The 16,736-nt window shown below is 61.6% G+C and carries 14 protein-coding genes and 1 riboswitch; all 14 genes read left to right on the top strand.

Features of this window, described 5'->3' with window-relative positions:
- Positions 1-74 precede the first annotated feature (74 nt).
- The 14 genes from pseB (at position 75) to cobA (ending at position 16,708) form a co-directional block, all read left to right on the top strand.
- Positions 75-1,094 (top strand): UDP-N-acetylglucosamine 4,6-dehydratase (inverting), encoded by a 1,020-nt coding sequence (pseB, locus tag GGU46_RS09895; protein ID WP_183403350.1) that lies wholly within the window; start codon positions 75-77, stop codon positions 1,092-1,094.
- Positions 1,095-1,191: 97 nt separating this feature from the next.
- The gene (gene pseC / locus GGU46_RS09890) at positions 1,192-2,364 is read left to right on the top strand and encodes a UDP-4-amino-4,6-dideoxy-N-acetyl-beta-L-altrosamine transaminase (RefSeq protein WP_183403349.1); all 1,173 of its coding nucleotides are present in this window, start codon (positions 1,192-1,194) and stop codon (positions 2,362-2,364) included.
- Between the two features lie 131 nt (positions 2,365-2,495).
- Positions 2,496-3,221 (top strand): cytidylyltransferase domain-containing protein, encoded by a 726-nt coding sequence (locus GGU46_RS09885; RefSeq protein WP_215906301.1) that lies wholly within the window; start codon positions 2,496-2,498, stop codon positions 3,219-3,221.
- Positions 3,222-3,263: 42 nt separating this feature from the next.
- The gene (gene pseG, locus GGU46_RS09880) at positions 3,264-4,781 is read left to right on the top strand and encodes a UDP-2,4-diacetamido-2,4,6-trideoxy-beta-L-altropyranose hydrolase (protein ID WP_183403348.1); all 1,518 of its coding nucleotides are present in this window, start codon (positions 3,264-3,266) and stop codon (positions 4,779-4,781) included.
- 149 nt (positions 4,782-4,930) lie between these two features.
- Positions 4,931-5,674, top strand: coding sequence for a hypothetical protein (locus GGU46_RS09875; RefSeq protein ID WP_183403347.1), 744 nt, complete (start codon positions 4,931-4,933; stop codon positions 5,672-5,674).
- Between the two features lie 117 nt (positions 5,675-5,791).
- Positions 5,792-6,832 (top strand): pseudaminic acid synthase, encoded by a 1,041-nt coding sequence (gene pseI / locus GGU46_RS09870; RefSeq protein ID WP_183403346.1) that lies wholly within the window; start codon positions 5,792-5,794, stop codon positions 6,830-6,832.
- Between the two features lie 292 nt (positions 6,833-7,124).
- On the top strand, positions 7,125-8,414 hold the full coding sequence (locus tag GGU46_RS09865) for a glycosyltransferase family protein (RefSeq protein ID WP_246398819.1): 1,290 nt from the start codon (positions 7,125-7,127) through the stop codon (positions 8,412-8,414).
- A gap of 71 nt (positions 8,415-8,485) precedes the next feature.
- Complete coding sequence (locus GGU46_RS09860) at positions 8,486-9,949, top strand: DUF7033 domain-containing protein (protein ID WP_183403345.1); 1,464 nt, start codon at positions 8,486-8,488, stop codon at positions 9,947-9,949.
- Between the two features lie 132 nt (positions 9,950-10,081).
- Complete coding sequence (locus GGU46_RS09855) at positions 10,082-11,560, top strand: oligosaccharide flippase family protein (RefSeq protein WP_183403344.1); 1,479 nt, start codon at positions 10,082-10,084, stop codon at positions 11,558-11,560.
- Positions 11,561-11,737: 177 nt separating this feature from the next.
- On the top strand, positions 11,738-11,908 hold the full coding sequence (locus tag GGU46_RS09850; protein ID WP_183403343.1) for a hypothetical protein: 171 nt from the start codon (positions 11,738-11,740) through the stop codon (positions 11,906-11,908).
- A 94-nt stretch (positions 11,909-12,002) separates the two neighbouring features.
- Positions 12,003-12,094: riboswitch (SAM riboswitch) on the top strand.
- Positions 12,095-12,407: 313 nt separating this feature from the next.
- Positions 12,408-13,193, top strand: coding sequence for a phosphoadenylyl-sulfate reductase (locus GGU46_RS09845; RefSeq protein ID WP_183403342.1), 786 nt, complete (start codon positions 12,408-12,410; stop codon positions 13,191-13,193).
- Positions 13,194-13,411: 218 nt separating this feature from the next.
- The gene (gene cysD, locus GGU46_RS09840; protein ID WP_183403341.1) at positions 13,412-14,323 is read left to right on the top strand and encodes a sulfate adenylyltransferase subunit CysD; all 912 of its coding nucleotides are present in this window, start codon (positions 13,412-13,414) and stop codon (positions 14,321-14,323) included.
- Between the two features lie 119 nt (positions 14,324-14,442).
- Positions 14,443-15,729, top strand: a complete 1,287-nt coding sequence (locus tag GGU46_RS09835; protein WP_183403340.1) for a sulfate adenylyltransferase subunit 1 — start codon at positions 14,443-14,445, stop codon at positions 15,727-15,729.
- A 175-nt stretch (positions 15,730-15,904) separates the two neighbouring features.
- Entirely contained in the window at positions 15,905-16,708 is an 804-nt protein-coding gene (gene cobA, locus GGU46_RS09830; RefSeq protein ID WP_183403339.1) for a uroporphyrinogen-III C-methyltransferase, read from the top strand.
- Positions 16,709-16,736 lie beyond the last annotated feature (28 nt).

Here is a 16,736-nt window from a genome sequence, read left to right as displayed (position 1 = left end):
TTGCCAGCCTTACCCCCCGGAGGTCGTGTTTGGGTGATGTCTCACCTGTTTTCCGCCTCCCCTCATTACTCCCAATGGCCCTCGACCTCAATCATAAATCCATTCTGGTAACCGGCGGCACCGGTTCGTTCGGCAAGCAGTTCGTGCAGACCGTGTTCGAGAAATACCCTCAGGTAAAGCGCCTGGTGGTGTACTCCCGCGACGAGCTGAAGCAGTTCGAGATGTCGCAGATTTTCCCCCACTCCAAGTACCCCGCTATTCGCTACTTCATTGGGGATGTGCGCGACGGAGAGCGGCTGAAGCGGGCCTGCGAGGGTATTGACGTGATTGTGCACGCTGCCGCCCTCAAGCAGGTGCCGGCCGCCGAGTACAACCCCATGGAGTGCATCAAAACCAACATCTTCGGGGCCGAAAACGTGATTAACGCGGCCCTGGACTGTGGCGTGAAGGACGTGGTAGCCCTAAGCACCGATAAAGCCGCCGCGCCCATCAACCTCTACGGTGCCACCAAGCTCTGCTCCGACAAGCTGTTCGTGGCCGCCAACAACATGAAAGGCAGTCGGGATTTACGCTTTTCGGTGGTGCGCTACGGCAATGTAATCGGCTCGCGCGGCTCAGTGGTGCCGTTTTTCCTGCAGCGCCGCCACACCGGCGTGCTGCCCATCACCCACCCCGATATGACGCGCTTCAACATTTCCCTGGAGGAAGGCGTGGACCTGGTACTGTACGCGCTGGAGCACAGCTGGGGCGGGGAGATTTTCGTACCCAAGATTCCGAGCTACAAGATTACGGAAGTGGCCAAAGCCATCGGCCCCGACTGCCGCCAGGAAATTGTGGGCATCCGGCCGGGCGAGAAGCTGCACGAGGAAATGATTACCGAAACCGATGCGCTGAGCACCGTGGAGCTGGAGAAGTACTACGTTATTCTGCCCTTCACCCCGCGCTGGGACGTGGACGACTTCATCAAGCACTTTGGGGGCCGCCGCGTGGAAGCCGGCTTCCACTACGATTCCAGCAACAATACCGAGTGGATGGACGCCGAGCAGATCCGGGAGGAGATCCGCCTGCACGTCGATGCCGATTTCACGGTGTAGCATCACGCTGGTTTGATAAAAGAAAAGGCTGCTTTCGTCAGGAAGCAGCCTTTTTTGCTTTTCGAGTTGTTACTGCACCAGCTACCTTTGATCTACTATGTCTGCACCTGCTTTCTCCCCTACCCGCCCCATCGCCTACGGCCGCCAGCACATCACCCCCGAGGATGTGCAGGCCGTAACGGAAACCCTGTATTCCGACTACCTTACCCAGGGGCCCAAAGTGGCGGAGTTTGAGCAGAAGTTTGCCGCTTACGTGGGCGCGAAATACGCCGTGGCCGTTGCCAACGGCACGGCCGCCCTGCACCTGTGCGCTCTGGCGCTGGGTGTGCAGCCGGGCCAGCGGGTTATTACAACCTCCATCACCTTCTCGGCCTCAGCCAACTGCGTGCGCTACTGCGGCGGCGAGGTGCACTTCGCCGACATCGACCCCGCTACCGCCCTCATCGACCTGAAGGCCGTTCGCCGCCTGCTGGAGAGTCAGCCCAAAGGGTACTTCCACGGCCTGATTCCGGTGGACTTCGCGGGCCTGCCCGTGAACCTGGAGGAAGCCCGCCAGCTAGCCGACGAGTTTGGCCTTTGGATGATTGAGGACGCCTGCCACGCGCCCGGCGGGTTTTTCGTGGATAAGGGGGGTAGGGAGCAGCGCTGCGGCAATGGGCAGTTTGCCGACTTAGCCATTTTCAGCTTCCACCCCGTCAAGCACATTGCTACCGGCGAAGGCGGCATGATTACCACGAACCGGCAAGACCTCTACGAGCACCTGCTGCGCCTGCGCACCCACGGCATCACGAAGGAGCCCGCGCTTATGAGTCGGAATGACGGCGGCTGGTACATGGAAATGCAGGAGCTGGGCTACAACTACCGCATGCCCGATATGCTCTGCGCCCTGGGCATCAGCCAGCTCACCCGTGCCGAGGAAGGTCTGCGGCGCCGCCGCGAGCTGGCCGCCCGCTACGATGCCGCCTTCGCCGATGCGCCCGGTGTGCAGCTCCTGACGCCGGCCGAAGGGCACGCCTACCACCTCTACGTCATTCAGGTAGCCGACCGCAAAGGGCTCTACGATTTTCTGCGGGAAAAGCAGATTTTTGCCCAGGTGCACTACATCCCGGTGCACACCATGCCCTACTACCAGCAACTGGGCTGGCAACCCGGCGACTTCCCCCTGGCTGAAACCTACTACGCCCACTGCTTGAGCATTCCGCTGTTTCCCAGCCTTTCTGATGAGGAACAGCTGTACGTGATTGACTGCATCCGGGAGTTTGTGGGGTAATTCGTTCAGACAGTTTTAGCCCGCAGAGGGCGCTGAGGTTTGCGCAGAGGTTCGCAGAGCTGTTCTGGCATAATCACGCCCCTTGCCGGGCAAAGCACCTTTTACCCTCCTACCCTTCTACCCCCATACCCTTGACCAACGTCGGTATTATCTCCCAGGCCCGCATGACCAGCACCCGGCTGCCGGGTAAGGTGCTTCATTTGGCAGCTGGCCGGCCTTTGCTGGACTACCACGTGGAGCGGCTCGCGTGGAGTAAGCTGCCCCTGTACCTGGCCATTACGGCCAACACCCCCGACGATGCCCTGGCCGCCTACGCCGAAACCCACCGCCTGCCCTACACGCGCGGCTCCGAGGACGATGTGCTGGCCCGCTTTCAGCAATGCGCTCAGGAGCACGACCTGGACGTCATCGTGCGAGTCACCTCCGACTGCCCGCTGCTGGATGGCAAGCTGATGGGGGAGGCCGTGCAGGAGTATCTGGCGGCAAAGAACCCGCGCCTCTATCTTTCCAATGTGTTGGAGCGCACCTACCCGCGCGGCTTCGATTTTGAGGTGTTTTCGCGGGAGCTGCTGGAGGAAGCCCACGCCCACGCTGTCCTGCCCGCCGACCGGGAACACGTCACGCCCTACCTTCACCAGAACCGCTCTGGCCGCGTGGAGTTTCGCCACGTCCGCCGCGCCGAGGACCGCAGCGCCTACCGCCTCACGGTGGATACGCCCGACGATTTCACCTTGATTAAAACGCTGATTGAAAACTACGGCGCGGCGAAGTTGTCGGGGGATGAGCTGATTCAGTTGCTGGATGCTCACCCCGAGTTGGTAGCCCTGAACGCCCACATAGAGCAGAAGAAAATCTAGGCCGCGGCCGGGGTATCGGGCGCGGGTGGCTACTTTCGGGCCATGCAAACGCCCGCGCCTACCCCTGCTCCCGTCCGCAACCCCGCCCCCCGCCTCGTGCTCCGGGCCGATGGCAACTCCCGCATTGGGCTGGGCCACGTGATGCGGCTGCTGGCTCTGGCGGAAATTCTGCAGCCTGACTTCAAGGAGCAGCTCTTCCTGATTCGGGAGCCAGACGCGGCGTTGGCGGAGCAGCTCCGGGCGGCCGGCCTGATGGTGCACGAGCTACCCGCGCAACTCCTGACCGAGGAAGCCGCCTGGCTGGTGCGCCACGTCCTGCGCCCTACCGACCTGCTGGTGCTCGATGGCTACGATTTCCGCTACGACTACCAGAACACGGTGCGCGGGGCCGTGGCGCGGCTGGTGTACCTCGATGACCTGCACGCCTACCCCCTCGCCGCCGACCTAATCCTCAACCCCGCCGGCGGCCTCACCCTCCGCGACTACGAGCTGCGCCAACCCGGTGCCCGCCTGCTCAGCGGTCTGGCTTTCGCCCCCTTGCGCGCTGCTTTCCGCACCCAGCTAACGGCTGAATCGGTAGCTCCCACCGATACCGTACTGGTATGCCTGGGCGGGGCCGACCCCACCCACCAGACCCAGCGCGTGGTGGCCGAGCTGCTGGCGCTGCCTTCCGTGCAGCAGGTGTACGCGGTGGTGGGCGGGGCCTACCTGGGCTGGGAGAGCCTGAGCGCCTGGGCCCAGGAGCAACCCCGGCTCCTGCTCCACCGCAACTTATCGGGCCCCGATCTGGCGGCGCTCATGCAAGAATGCGGCGCGGCCGTGTGCTCGGCCAGCACCGTGAGCTACGAGTACGCGGCGGCCGGGGGCGGCCTGCTGTTCCTGCTGCCCACCGCCGACAATCAACAGGATATTGACCGGTACCTGCGCGAAACGGGCCTGGCCCTACCCTACCCAGCCGCCGCCAACGTGCTGACCTCTCCCGAGGCCGGTCGCATTGCCGAGCGCCTGCGCCGGCAGCAACGGCAGGTGTTCGATGGACTCGCGCCCGTGCGCCTGCGCCAGGAGTTCCGGGCCCTGCTGCTGCCTCCGCCGCCGTTTTACCTCCGCCCGGTTGTGGCCGCCGATTCCGACCAGCTGCTGGCCTGGACCAACGAGCCGGCCGTGCGGCAGTTCTCCTTCAACCCTACCCCCGTGGAGCGCCCCAACCATGAGCAGTGGCTGGCCGCCCGCCTGCAAGACCCGAATGCCTTGCTCCTACTGGCTCAAGATGCCGCCACGGGCCGCCCGGCCGGGCTCATCCGGTTTGCCGTCGAGGAGGACAGGGCTACCCTGAGCTACCTGCTGGATGCCGCCTTCCGGGGCCGGGGGCTGGCGCCGCTGCTGCTGCTGGCCGGCACGCGGCGCGTTATGGAGCATTTCCCGCAGGTGCGGCAGGTGCTGGGCTATGTGCAGGAGGCCAATGTAGCGTCGGTGCGGGCTTTTGAGCGGGCAGGGTTTCAGCTGCTGTCCAGTGAAAGCTCCGATACTCTTGGCTTTCTTTGGTATACCGCTGGAGTTTAAGCTTCTTTAGAACTTAGCTTTCTTTAAGCAAAAATTAAAGGTCAAATATCTGACGCTTTGCTATTGAGAATGAAGCGGCCACAGCGGAGGACTAAGAGAGCCGATGTGGAATCAGTTAATCATTATTCCTACCATAACTTCTTACTTAGATGAAGTATATACTCACCGGGATTTTATTCTTCCTGATGCTTGAAGGGAACGGGCAAACTTCTACGGGTTTGATCAGAGTAGGCATTTCGGCTGGAGTAAACAGACAGTTGCTCAATACCTTGAACCACGCCGATTATGGAGAAGGTGAATCTCTTCAGGGCACAGGAACAGTTGGGTTTATCGGCAGTATATACGGGCAAAAAGCACTGGGAAATCGAACTAGCCTCTATGTAGCTCCAACCTTCTCTTATAACCACTTCGATGCTGCGCTTATCCAAACCATTCCCGGATATGCAGAAGTTCGTTACGGGTGGCTAATCAAGCAGTATATCTACTCGGCTGCAGTAGGTGCTACCTACCGGCTGCTGGCTCACAAGGACAAGCAGTTGTATTTGAAAGCCGGATTAATTAATAGTCTAGAATACCACAACACGCGTTATACCGGGGTTAGCTTCTCCTTTTCCAGCAACAGGTATAACTCGATTTATACTATGATGGACTATAATACAGCGCCAACTCCGCAGTGGCTGTCAGGGGCAGAGGCCGGATTAGGCTTGCGCCTGTATGATGGTGTTGACCTAGTTGTAGGATACACGCACAACTTCACGAGTTCACGTATCCTGACTTATACTACTGAGCTGGGCAGCGAACAAAGTGCCGCGGATGTGCGGGATACAATGGGCCGCTTCCAAACTCGCAATAGTTACATCTCAGCTCAGGTAACCTTTTGGCTGAACAAGTAAAGGAGATGGATGTCAATCTAGCTAAGAATAGCGACGAGAGGATGACATGTTGATACTTCATCACCTGCCTCCTAACTCAGACATCCCATTTCGGCGGCAGCTTCGTTTCTTTGCAGCATGAATTTCTCTCTTGGCTCCCGCCTCATCGGCCCCGATCAGCCGCCGCTTATCATTGCTGAGCTCAGCGGCAACCACAACCAAGACCTCAACCGTGGCCTGGCTATTGTGGATGCCATGGCCGCTGCCGGAGCCCACGCCATTAAGCTCCAGACCTACACCGCCGATACCATGACGCTGCCCGGCGCCTACCGCATCGACGACCCCAACTCTCTGTGGTTTGGCCGCGAGCTGCACGAGCTCTACCAGGAGGCCCACACGCCCTGGGAGTGGCATAAGCCCTTGTTCGACCGGGCCCGGCAGCACGGCATGCTGGCGTTCAGCTCGCCCTTCGATGAAACCGCCGTCGATTTCCTGGAAACCCTCGATGTGCCGGCCTATAAAATTGCCTCCTTCGAGAATACCGACTGGCCCCTGCTGCGCCGGGTGGCGGCCACCGGCAAGCCCGTGATTATGAGCACGGGCGCCAGTCAGCTCTCCGAGGTGGCTGAGGCCGTGCAGGTGCTGCGCGAAGCCGGCTGCCGCGACCTGGTGCTGCTCAAGTGCACCAGCACCTACCCCGCCACGCCCCAGAACACCAACCTGCGCACCCTGCCCCACTTCCAGCAGCTCTTCCCCGATGCTCTGGTGGGCCTTTCCGACCATACCATGGGGGTAGGCGCCGCCGTGGCGGCCGTGGCCCTGGGTGCCTGCGTGGTGGAAAAACACGTAACCCTGCGCCGCGCCGACGGGGGCGTGGATTCAGCTTTTTCGCTGGAGCCCGAGGAGGTAGCCCAGCTGGTAACGGAAACGGAGCGCGCCTGGCAGGCCCTGGGGCAGGTGCAGTACGGCGTGCAGCGCGCCGAGGAAAAGAGCCGCCTCTACAAACGCTCCCTCTACGTGGCCCAGGATATTGCCGCCGGCCAGGTCTTCACCAAGGACAACCTGCGCGTGGTGCGCCCCGGCGACGGACTACCGCCCCGCTACTACGACCAGTTGCTCGGCAAACCCGCTCGCCAGAACCTACAGGCCGGCACCCCCCTGACCTGGGACGCTTTGTAGGCTTCTGACAGCTCGATGTATTACCCAGCTGCCCCACGGTAGGGAGCGGGGCTTGCCCCCGCCCGCCACCGGAACGAGTCGTTGCAAGCAGCTATGCATGCAGCGCGGATAGCGGTTGTCCCAGTAAGGAGCGGGGCTTGCCCCCGCCCGGCACCAGCACAAGTCGTTAGAAGCAGCTATGCATGCGGCGCGGATGGCGGGTGGGGGCAAGCCCCGCCCCTACCGTGGGGCAGCTGAGCCGGAAATGGGGCAAATTCTTAGAGGCCAGCTGGGCGCGCTATTTTTGTACCTTATGCCCCATTCTGCCACCGCCCGCCTGCGCGACATCCTGCAGCTGCGTTTTACCGACTTGTTTGCCTCGCTGCCGGCCCACATGCTGGAAGCCATTTCGCCGGCCAGCCCCTGGAAGCGCCTGGCCAAGGTGGCCGGTTATGCGGGGCTGCGGCTGGTGGGCAACATGTTTCGGCCGGTGCGCAACCCCGAGCAGCTGCGCGGCGCGGTGTGGCTATACGTGGTCAGCCAGAACAACTACGACTCCCTGCACTTCCTGCGGGAAACTCTGCCAGGCGCGGTGCTGGTGGCGGGGCAGAGCAAACAGATTGGCCGCTACAACGGGGTAGTAAACCGGCTGTCGTTGCGGCGTAAGCTGCTGTACTACGGGCAGTTTCCTACCCTCTATTGGGGCCTGAAGCGCACGGAAGGCTGGAAAGCCTGGCGCTTTTTCGACTTGATTTTCAACGCCATTGGCTACTACGAGGTGTACGTGCGGGCCCTGCGCCACTACCGCCCCCAGGCCATCATCTTCGCTAACGACCACAACGACGACGCCCGGGCCCTGCTGCTGGCGGCCCGCACCTGCGGCGTGCCCACGGCCTACGTGCAGCATGCCAGCGTAAGCACCAACTTTCCGCCCCTGGGTTTCGACTTCAGCCTGCTGGAAGGCCAGGACGCCCTGGACAAGTACCGGCAGTGCGGCCCCGTAGCGGGCCGGGTGGAGCTGGTGGGCATGCCCAAGGCCGATGCCTTCCTGTCCCGCAAAAACCTGAACCCTACCGTACAGCGCGTGGCCGTGGCCATCAACACCCTCGACGAAACGGAAGCCGTAGCCGCTACCCTCGCCCATCTGCTGCAGGAGTTTCCGAACCTCACGTTCACCTTCCGCCCCCACCCCGGCGACACCCGCGACTTTTCGTTTCTGCGCCAGCGCCACCCGCGGCTGCAGTTTTCCGACGCCCGTCAGCAAACTGTTTTTGAGTTTCTGGCCGGGCACGACGCCCTGATTGCGGCCGACACCAGCACCCATCTGGAGGCTACCCTGCTCAACCTGGCCAGCATTTACTTTCGCTTTGGTACTCACGGCGTGGCCGAAGATTACTACGGCTACGTGGCCCACGGCCTGGTAGAACGGGCTCATACGCTGCCGGAGCTTTCGGCGCTGCTGCGGCGCCATCAGCAGCACAAGCCCACCGATTTGTACCGGCGGGCGGCCTACTACAACGCTACCCTGGGCACTGCCGACGAGGGGTACAGCCAGGAAAGAGCCGCCCGACTGCTGCGGGAGTGGCTGGCCGGGCAGGCGTAGGTTCCCGCAGAGGAGCGCAGAGGATTTCGCGGAGAAACGCAGAGTTGTTCAGGAGGGCGTATTTTGCCCCCATGACTGCCCCTGCCTTCCCCACTGCGCCGCTCCCCGTTTCCGCCGAAACTCGGTTAGCCTACGTGCTCCGGCATTTTCGTATGGCTTACGAGGCCGTGCCGGCGGTGTCCATTGGGTATGCCGGGTTGCAGCCGCAGGTAGAGGTAGCGGAGGCTGCCGGGCAGTTTTTCGGCGGGCAGCAGCCCTACCCCCCGCCGCCCACCCAAAGGCAGTGGCTGGGCCAGGGCATCCCTTTTTTCTTCGACCCCGAGCCCCAGAAGCCGCTGTTGGAGCTACTGCCGGGCGGCCGGGCCCTCATTCGCGCCGATATTATTTCGGCGGCTTTCTACCTGCTCAGTGGCTGGCAGGAGTACTTCTCGGCGGAGCGCGACCAGCACGGCCGCTTCCCGTACTCGGCCAGCGTGCAGCACCGCTACGGCTTCGTGGCGGTGCCGGTGGTGAACTACTACTTCGATGTGCTGAAAACCGCCGTGGAGCACGTCGCGGGCCAGCCGCTGCAGCCGCGCCGCTGGGCTAGCGGGGCCCTCTGGGCCGCCTTCATCACCCACGACATCGACAACCTGTACAGCGCCTGGAAAGCCCCCGCCAAAGCCGCCCTGCGCCAGGGCCGGCTTCTGCGCTTCGGGCGGCACCTGTGGCGCCACCTCACTACCCCCGACGCCTGGGACAACCTCCGGCAGGTGCAGGAAACCGTAGCCAGCTATGGCGCCAAAAGCACGTTCTTCTTCCTACCCGAGCACCGGAAAGCCCCCAACGGCACGCCGAATGCGGATTATAAACTGCGTAAGGTGTGGACAAAAATAGCCGCAGCTATTCAGGATGCAGAGGTAGGCCTGCACGCGGGTCTGGGTACTGCAGTACATGGCGGAAAGTTGAAGATGGATTGGCTTAAAATTCCGGTACCGTGTAGCGGCATCCGGTTTCACTACCTGAGTTGGGAGCCGCGCATTACGTCCACCTTGTTGAGTTTGGATGGTTTCACTTATGACTCCACGCTAGGGTTTGCGGAGCACTTTGGCTTCCGAAATTCCTACTGCCTGCCGTTCTATACTTTCAATTTCGATGCTGATTCTTTTACTGTCAATCCTCCCCACATGAGGCTTTATACCCTACCATCAGAAGCACCAGCTTTCTTCACTCCAGGACCAAAAAACTCTATTCAGACATCCACATTCCTCGAAATCCCGCTCAACGTGATGGATGCTACCCTGCACCACCCGCGCTACCTCCAGCTGGCTCCCGAGGAAATCCTGCCGGCCCTCACACCGATGCTGCAGGAAATTGAGCGGTTTGGGGGCGTGTGCACGGTGCTCTGGCACAACGAGAACTTCGACCCGGCCAACGAGAATACCGGCCCCCGCCAGTTCGCCGAAATCATGGAGTACCTTCGCAGCCGCAACGTGGCCTTTGTCAACGGCCGGGAAATTTGCGAGTTGTTTGTCTGGACCCGCTTGTCATCCTGAGCGGAGCGAAGGACCTCTACCGTGAGTAATTAATTACCGTCACAACGAAGCGGTAGAGGTCCTTCGCTCCGCTCAGAATGACAAACAGCGGGGTTGACCAACTCTCACTTCACCACTTCACTTATTCACCGTTTGGGTATCGTTCAGCGGCAGGGGCTGCGCAACACCATTATTTCCTACATCGGGCTGGCGCTGGGCTTCGTGAGCACGGCTCTGGTACTGCCCAACTTTCTGCAGCCCGAGCAATTGGGCGTTACGGCCACGCTCTCGTCGGTGGCTACGCTCTACGCCCAGGTGGCGGCCTTTGGCTTCGCCAGCGTGGGCATCCGGTTTTTCCCCTACTTCCGCCACCCCGAGTCGGGGCACCGGGGGTTTCTGCCGCTGCTGCTGGGCGTGCCGCTGCTGGGGTTTGCGGTAGTCACGGCCCTGTATTTCCTGGGCGAGCCTCTGTTGCTGCCCTGGTACGGGCATGATGCTCCCCTGCTGGCCCCGTACTACGCCTGGGGCGCCGTGCTGGCGCTGTTTACCATGCTCTACTCGGTGCAGGACGCCTACCTGAAGGCGCTGTACCACACGGCTTTCTCGTCCTTCGTGCAGGATATTCTGCTGCGGGTCCTGATTGTGACGGGAGCCTTCCTGTTTGGCTTGGGCTACCTGTCTTTTTCGGGCTACGTGCTGTGGTTTGTGAGCGTGAACAGCGCTATTGCCCTGCTGCTGACAGCCTACACGGCGGCCATCGGGGAGCTGCACTGGCGGCCCACGCGGCAGGTGCTTACGGTGTGGCCCCTGCGCGAAATGCTGGGCATGGGCGCTTTCACGCTGCTGGGCAGCCTGTCGGGCAGCATCATCATGTTCATTGATACCCTGATGGTGGGCGCCCAGGTAAGCGTGGCGGCGGCCGGCATTTACGTGGTGGCCGGCAACATCAGCACGGCCCTGGCTATTCCGGCCCGCTCCCTCAACAAAATAGCCTTTCCGCTCCTGGCCGACTACTGGAAGCAGCAGGACCTCCCGCGCATGGCCGACTTCTACCGCCGCGCTACCCGCCTCAACACGCTCATCGGCTGTTTGCTATTCCTGGGCATTGCCCTGAATCTGGACTTTATTTATTCCCTGATGCGCAACGCCCGCTACGCCGAAGGTACCGTGGTGGTGCTGCTCTTGCTGGGCAGCAAGCTCTTCGATGGCATCACGGGCGTCAATGGCCTGATGGTCGTAACGTCCCCGCGCTACCGCTTCGACCTGATTTTCAACGTGTCACTGGCGCTGCTCACTATTCTGCTGAACGGGCTGCTGATTCCGCGCCTGGGCATGGTGGGGGCCGCCGTGGCGGCCTGCATTGCGCAGGTCAGCATTAACGTGGCCCGCACTTGGTTTGTGTGGCACAGCTACCGCATGCAGCCCTTCACCTGGCGCATTCCCCTGATACTAGGCATTGCGGCCGTGGCGGGGGTAGCGGGCTGGCTGATGCCAGCTCTCAGCTCGCCCCTGCTTACCATGCTCCTGCGCTCCACCGTGCTGACGCTGGTGTACGGCACGCTGATTCTGGTGACAAACTCGGCCCCCGAAGCAACTGCTTTTCTCAGCAAACTCACACAACGAAAACACTAGTCGTCGTTATATATAGTATTCACTCTACAGACTGATATACGATATTTTATGAACGCGACGAAACAGTTTCTTGGGTCGATTTTAGCCATTGCTTTCTTCCTGTTACTGGTTGTGATTTTCAGGGAGCATATACCCGGAAAAAGAAACCAGCACAACTCTTATCTGGTCCGGGTAGGCATGCCTAAACAGCAGGCAGTGAGGGTAATGGGCGGCGCTCCGTCGCGCAGAATATCGGGCGTTTCTGCTGATTCAGCGTACGTGTATAAGGCCTCGCCGGCCGCCTCCGATAATATCTACCTGGGCATTGGGGCCGATGGCACAATTACGAGCGTCAGCCACGGCCAGTAAGTAGGATTTTTAGCAGACCAGAAAAATAAAATTTGGAAGTATAAAATTCTGGCCGCTACTTTTGCCCCATCAATTCTTTCCCCACAAAGGATTGTTTTTATACAGAGGCGTGGAGAGACAGGCTCGACGAAGCGCCGGCAACCAGCGGACCATCCGAAACGGTGCCAACTCCTGACCATATAAAAACAACTAGCCGTGAACCGCTTGTCTAACTCCGCCGCCGCATCCGCCACCCCCACTGCTCTACAGCATGGGTGTTGTGCTATGATGGGCATGGCGTGTTGTTGTCAGGCGTAACGCACCCCTCCTTTTTTTCCTGGTTTGTGCGCCTGGCCGCTCCGCTGACACGGTTTTTTGTGTAGCTGACTCTGCCCGCACGCCCGGCTTTTCGCCCTTGCCGCTGCTGGCTGCGCCCCCTTATTGGGCCGCCACCGCGGGGTAGGGCCATCCTGTCAGCTGAAGCTTGCGCCTGTGGGCCGGCTTCCCTCCCCTTCTTGTTATGTCCGCAGCAACTGCTGCGCCGGCCGTCCGCGCCTTGCTCGACGACCTGCGCCCCCGGCTGATCCAGGCTACTGCCCTGGAGCGGCTGCGCCTTGTGGCTGAGTTTTTCCCCGAACAGGCCGTTTTCTCGACCTCCTTCGGCCTGGAAGACCAGATTATCAGCCATTTGATTTTCAGCCACCAGCTTCCCATTCAGGTTTTCACCCTCGATACGGGCCGCAATTTCCAGGAAACCTACGCCACCTGGAACAAGACCCTGCTAAAGTACGAGCAGCCCATTGCGGTGTACTACCCCCAGCGGGAAAGCGTGGAGCAGTTGATGCTGGCCAAAGGCCCTAACTCCTTCTACGAGAGCGTAGAGAACCGTAAGGAGTGCTGCCATATTCGCAAGGTGGAGCCCCTGAACCGCGCCCTGGCCGGCCGGGCCGCCTGGGTCACGGGTATCCGGGCCGAGCAGTCGCAGAACCGCCAGACCATGGACCCGGTGGAATGGGACGCGGCGCACAACCTCGTGAAAGTTCACCCGCTCTTCGACTGGACCTGGGACCAGGCCGTGGCCTTCACCCAGGAAAACGGCGTGCCGGTGAACCCCCTGCACCAGCAGGGCTTTGTGAGCATTGGGTGCGCCCCCTGCACCCGCGCCATTCGGCCGGGCGAGGACTTCCGGGCCGGCCGCTGGTGGTGGGAAGACCTCTCGGCCAAGGAATGCGGCCTGCACGCTACGGCCCATCACAACGGCCCCGACCCGGTAGTGGAGCCGGTAACAAGCCCCCTGTCATCCTGAGCTTGCGAAGGACCTTTCTACGCCTGCCCGACTCAGCGAACCTCTGCGCCTGCCCGACTCAGCGAACCTCTGCGCCTGCCCGATTCAGCAAACCTCAGCGCCTGCCCGATTCAGCGAACCTCAGCGGGAAATATCGTTTGCGTGGTTTTCGTGCTGATGTGACCAGGTCCTTCGCTCCACTCAGGATGACAGATAAGAAACCGACATACGACCTTATGATGAGTACCCCTTCTTTCGATTACCTCGACCGGCTGGAAGCCGAAGCCATCCACATTCTGCGGGAAGTGGCCGGCCAGTTTGAGCGCCCGGCCCTGCTGTTTTCGGGTGGCAAAGACTCCATCGTGCTGACGCGCCTGGCGGAAAAAGCCTTTCGGCCCGGCCGCTTCCCGTTTCCGCTGGTGCACGTGGATACCGGCCACAACTTCCCCGAAGTACTGGCCTACCGCGACCAGCTAGCCGAAAGTCTGGGCGAGAAACTGATTGTGCGCCAGGTAGAAGACACCATCAAGCGCCAGCGCCTGCGCGAGCCGGGCGGTAAATATCCCAGCCGCAATCCGCTGCAAACCTACACGCTGCTGGAGGTCATCGAGGAGTTTGAGTTCGATGCCTGCATTGGCGGGGCCCGCCGCGACGAGGAAAAGGCCCGCGCCAAAGAGCGCATTTTCTCCGTCCGCGACGAGTTTGGGCAGTGGGACCCCAAGCGGCAGCGCCCCGAGCTGTGGAACATCTATAACGGCCGCATTCAGAAGGGCGAAAACGTGCGCGTGTTCCCGATTTCCAACTGGACCGAGCTGGACGTATGGCGCTACATTCAGCGCGAAAACATTGCCCTGCCCGACATCTACTTCGGCCACGAGCGGACGTGCGTGGTGCTCCCCACCGGCCAGCTGCTGGGCCTTTCGGAGCACTTGCGCCTCGATGAGGACGATGAAATCGTGACCCGGCAGGTGCGCTTCCGCACCGTGGGCGACTCTACCTGCACCGCCGCCGTGGAAAGCGACGCCGCCACCGTGGAGGATATCATTCAGGACCTGCTGCTGGCCAAAGTAAGCGAGCGGGGCGCCACCCGCCTCGACGACAACATCTCGGAAGCCGGCATGGAAGACCGCAAGCGCAACGGGTATTTCTAAGTGGGGTGATGAGGTGATGCAGTAATGAGGTGAAAAGAATGGTCCTGTAATGGCTTCCTCCCTCTACTCCATCATCCCACAACACATTTCACCTCATCACCTTTCACCTCATCACCAACATGGACTTACTTCGATTTATTACCTGCGGCAGCGTCGATGACGGCAAAAGCACGCTGATTGGGCGGCTGCTCTACGATTCCGAATCGGTGTCGCTGGACGTGCTGGCCGCCCTGGAAAAGCGGCAGGCTTCCAATGGCACCGTGGATTTGGCTTTGCTGACCGACGGCCTGCGGGCTGAGCGCGAGCAGGGCATCACCATTGATGTGGCCTACAAGTATTTTACTACCCCCCGCCGCAAGTTCATCATCACCGATGCGCCGGGCCACGTGCAGTACACCCGCAACATGGTAACCGGCGCCTCCAACGCCGACCTGGCCATTGTGCTGGTAGATGCCCGCCAGGGCGTAATTGAGCAAACCCGCCGCCACACGCTCATTGCCGCTTTGCTGGGCATCCGGCACTTTGTGCTGGCCGTGAACAAGATGGATTTGGTGGGCTACGATGAAGCAGTTTTCGCCCGGATTGCCAACGACTACGCCGAGCTGACCAACCACTTCAACCTGCCCGCGGCCACGGCCATTCCGCTCAGCGCCCTCAACGGCGACAACGTGGTGAAGCGCTCCGCCCTCTTACCCTGGTACACCGGCCCCAGCCTGCTCGAACACCTGGAAAGCGTGCCCGGCGCTTCGGAAACGGCCGCGCCAGGTCGGTTCCAGGTGCAGTACGTCATCCGGCCCCAAACCGCCGAGCTGCCGGATTACCGCGGTTACGCCGGCCAGATCCAGAGCGGGCAGTATCGCCGCGGCGACCGGGTAACGGTGCTGCCCTCGGGTCTGGAGTCAGAAATCGAAGCCATTGAGGTCAATCAGCAAGAAGTAGAATTGGCCTCGGCTCCGCAAGCTGTGGTTATTCGCCTGCGCGATGACGTGGATGTGAGCCGCGGCGACTCCATTGTGCCGCTGGCCGAGGCTCCTACCCCTACCCGCGAGCTGGAAGCCACCCTGTGCTGGATGAGCGAGCAGCCCCTCTGGCCCGGCCGCAAGCTGCTGGTCCAGCACCACTCGGCGCTGGTGAAGGCTGCCATTCCGGCCATTCTCTATAAGGTGAACGTGCACACCTTCGCCCGCAACGCCGCCGACTCGGCCCAGCTCAACGACATCGTGCGGGTGCGCCTGAAAACTGCCCTACCCCTGGCCGTGGATACCTACCTCGAAAACCGGGCTTCCGGCTCCTTTATCCTGGTTGATGAGCTGACCGGCGACACCGTAGCGGCTGGCCTCGTGGAAGCCGCCAACTCCGAGTACTTCACCCTGCCCGTGGGCCCGCCGGTGGCCTATTCTATTTAGTGCGACTGTAGCTGGACGACCTAATAGAATGCCATAAAGCACGGGGCATGCTGAGCGCAGCCGAAGCATCTCTCCCGCTTCGTCCTCATGAATGAGTTAGCCAGAGGGAGAGATGCTTCGACTGCGCTCAGCAGGACGTGCAAATAGTAACCAGATTTTCACTTTCCCTACCCCCATGCTCACCACTAAACTACCGCGCCTGACGGTGCTCGGGGCCGGGCCCGGCGACCCGGAGCTGCTCACGCTCAAGGGGGCGCGGGTGCTGGCCGAAGCGGACGTTATCCTATATGATGCCCTGGCCAATCACGCCCTGCTGCAACACGCCCGCCCCGAGGCCGTGACCGTGCCCGTGGGCAAGCGCCGGGGTATGCGCAGCCACTCGCAGGACGAAATCAACGCCCTGATTGTGAAGTACGCCCACCGCTATGGCCACGTCGTGCGGCTAAAGGGCGGCGACCCGTTTGTGTTCGGGCGGGGCCGCGAGGAAATGCTTTACGCCGAAGCCCACGGCCTGGCCACCGACTACGTGCCGGGTATTAGCAGCGCGGTGGCAGCGGCGGGCAACGTGGGCATTCCGGTTACGCACCGGGGGCTGAGCGAAGGATTCCGGGTGATTACCGCCACCACGGCCACCGGCGAGCTGTCGGGTAGCGTGGCCGAGGCCGCTCAGTCGCGCGCTACCACCGTGCTACTGATGGGCTTGGGCGAGCTGGAAAATATTGTGGCTGTGTTCCGCCAACACGGGCAGGCCGATACGCCGGCGGCCATCGTGCAGAACGGAACCCTGCCTCACGCCCAGTTGGTGACGGGTCCGGTGGCAGCGCTGCCGGCCCTGGCCGCGGCAGCGGGCATCGGCGCCCCGGCCATCATCATCATTGGCGAGGTAGCTCGCCTTGCCACTGCCGGCTGCCTGGCGGCTACGCTGCCGCCCGCCGCTTTTGCCGTTGCTACCCCGGCTTCCTACGCCAAGGTAGCCTGATTGCCCTTCTGTTCAGCCTCGCGCTTTT

This window comes from Hymenobacter latericoloratus, assembly GCF_014199535.1.
In the GTDB taxonomy this organism is placed as follows: Bacteria; Bacteroidota; Bacteroidia; order Cytophagales; family Hymenobacteraceae; genus Hymenobacter; species Hymenobacter latericoloratus.
Note: the sequence above shows the minus strand (reverse complement) of the source record. Positions and strands in the feature narration are given on the sequence as shown.

Coding starts and splice junctions, on each gene's coding strand:
- pseB (WP_183403350.1), top strand. CDS start 75: ATGGCCCTCGACCTCAATCATAAATCCATTCTGGTAACCGGCGGCACC.
- pseC (WP_183403349.1), top strand. CDS start 1,192: ATGTCTGCACCTGCTTTCTCCCCTACCCGCCCCATCGCCTACGGCCGC.
- pseG (WP_183403348.1), top strand. CDS start 3,264: ATGCAAACGCCCGCGCCTACCCCTGCTCCCGTCCGCAACCCCGCCCCC.
- GGU46_RS09875 (WP_183403347.1), top strand. CDS start 4,931: ATGAAGTATATACTCACCGGGATTTTATTCTTCCTGATGCTTGAAGGG.
- pseI (WP_183403346.1), top strand. CDS start 5,792: ATGAATTTCTCTCTTGGCTCCCGCCTCATCGGCCCCGATCAGCCGCCG.
- GGU46_RS09865 (WP_246398819.1), top strand. CDS start 7,125: ATGCCCCATTCTGCCACCGCCCGCCTGCGCGACATCCTGCAGCTGCGT.
- GGU46_RS09860 (WP_183403345.1), top strand. CDS start 8,486: ATGACTGCCCCTGCCTTCCCCACTGCGCCGCTCCCCGTTTCCGCCGAA.
- GGU46_RS09850 (WP_183403343.1), top strand. CDS start 11,738: ATGCCTAAACAGCAGGCAGTGAGGGTAATGGGCGGCGCTCCGTCGCGC.
- GGU46_RS09845 (WP_183403342.1), top strand. CDS start 12,408: ATGTCCGCAGCAACTGCTGCGCCGGCCGTCCGCGCCTTGCTCGACGAC.
- cysD (WP_183403341.1), top strand. CDS start 13,412: ATGAGTACCCCTTCTTTCGATTACCTCGACCGGCTGGAAGCCGAAGCC.
- GGU46_RS09835 (WP_183403340.1), top strand. CDS start 14,443: ATGGACTTACTTCGATTTATTACCTGCGGCAGCGTCGATGACGGCAAA.
- cobA (WP_183403339.1), top strand. CDS start 15,905: ATGCTCACCACTAAACTACCGCGCCTGACGGTGCTCGGGGCCGGGCCC.